General features: G+C 33.2%; 1 protein-coding gene. It reads left to right on the forward strand.

Going from position 1 to position 389, the window contains the following annotated elements; all coding sequences use genetic code 11:
• On the forward strand, positions 1 to 80 hold an 80-nt coding region (locus AAC854_RS23250; RefSeq protein ID WP_340619149.1), incomplete at its 5' end, for an IS1 family transposase.
• Between the last annotated feature and the right edge of the window lie 309 nt (positions 81 to 389).

Consider the following 389-nt stretch of genomic DNA (forward strand, 5'->3'; position numbering starts at 1 on the left):
AGACGATTGGCTATTCCAAATCCGAAGAGATGCATGACAAGGTGATAGGGACGTTCATTGAGCGTGAAAACTACGTTTAATGAATGATCTAACTATTCAATACATGACCTAAAATAAAGCATAAATATCAGGAAATATCATTTAAATAATTGAGGCCAATATTATGGGAAGATATTTTCACCACCCTGATTTACAACATAATATATTAGAAAAAATCAAAAGAATACCAAGAAAAGAGCCTGAAAGTATTAGGCCAAGAATAAATGCAATGGAAATACTATACCAATCTAACTTGAAGATGCAGGTTTTAAAATCTGAAAATTGTCAGTCAGTCGAGTCGTCAATTCTTTCGCTTTTTCTGGCAACGTGACATGAAAAAAGTGACAAAG

The organism is Xenorhabdus entomophaga (genome assembly GCF_037996725.1).
In the GTDB taxonomy this organism is placed as follows: Bacteria; Pseudomonadota; Gammaproteobacteria; order Enterobacterales; family Enterobacteriaceae; genus Xenorhabdus; species Xenorhabdus khoisanae.